The sequence below is a fragment of the Massilia norwichensis genome, from assembly GCF_024753245.1.
GTDB classification, from domain to species: domain Bacteria; phylum Pseudomonadota; class Gammaproteobacteria; order Burkholderiales; family Burkholderiaceae_D; genus Telluria; species Telluria norwichensis.
In genome coordinates this window covers 1-659 of the sequence record NZ_JANUGX010000095.1, presented here as the reverse complement: position 1 = coordinate 659, position 659 = coordinate 1, and the positions used below count along the sequence as shown (strand labels likewise).

At 60.1% G+C, this 659-nt stretch carries 1 protein-coding gene; it reads left to right on the top strand.

Annotated features, from left to right (window positions below):
* On the top strand, positions 1-659 hold a 659-nt coding region (locus tag NX782_RS26280), incomplete at both ends, for a reverse transcriptase domain-containing protein (protein WP_258848449.1).

The following is a 659-nucleotide window of genomic DNA, read 5'->3' as shown; positions in this document are numbered from 1 at the left end:
CTGCAACCGCTGATCGATCCGACTTTTAGTGAACACAGCTACGGGTTCCGACCCGGCCGACGGGCGCGCGATGCCGTGCTCGCTGCGCAGCAGTACGTGCAGGAAGGCCGCCGCATCGTGGTGGACGTGGACTTGTCGAAGTTCTTCGACCGCGTCAACCACGACATCCTGATTGACCGCCTGAGGAAACGCGTAAACGACGCTGGAGTGATCCGGCTGGTGCGCGCCTACCTGAACGCAGGAATCATGGATGGCGGCGTGGTGGTCGAAAGAATGGAGGGAACGCCGCAAGGTGGTCCGCTGTCTCCATTGCTGGCCAATGTGCTTCTCGACGAGGTGGACCGTGAGCTTGAACGACGGGGACATCGTTTTGCCCGCTATGCCGACGACTGCAACGTGTACGTGCGCAGCCGGAAAGCTGGCGAGCGGGTGATGGCCTTGCTCAAGCGCCGCTACGACAAACTGGGCTTGAAGATCAATGAATCGAAAAGTGCGGTTGCCGTCGCGTTTGGCCGGAAATTCCTGGGTTATGCCTTGTGGCAGAGCCCGAATGGAGAGGTGAAACGCGCAGTGTCGTCAAAGGCTCTTGAGACATTCAAGCAACGTATTCGGCGGATAACGTGCCGGAACGGCGGGCGCAGCATGGCGCAGGTCATCGA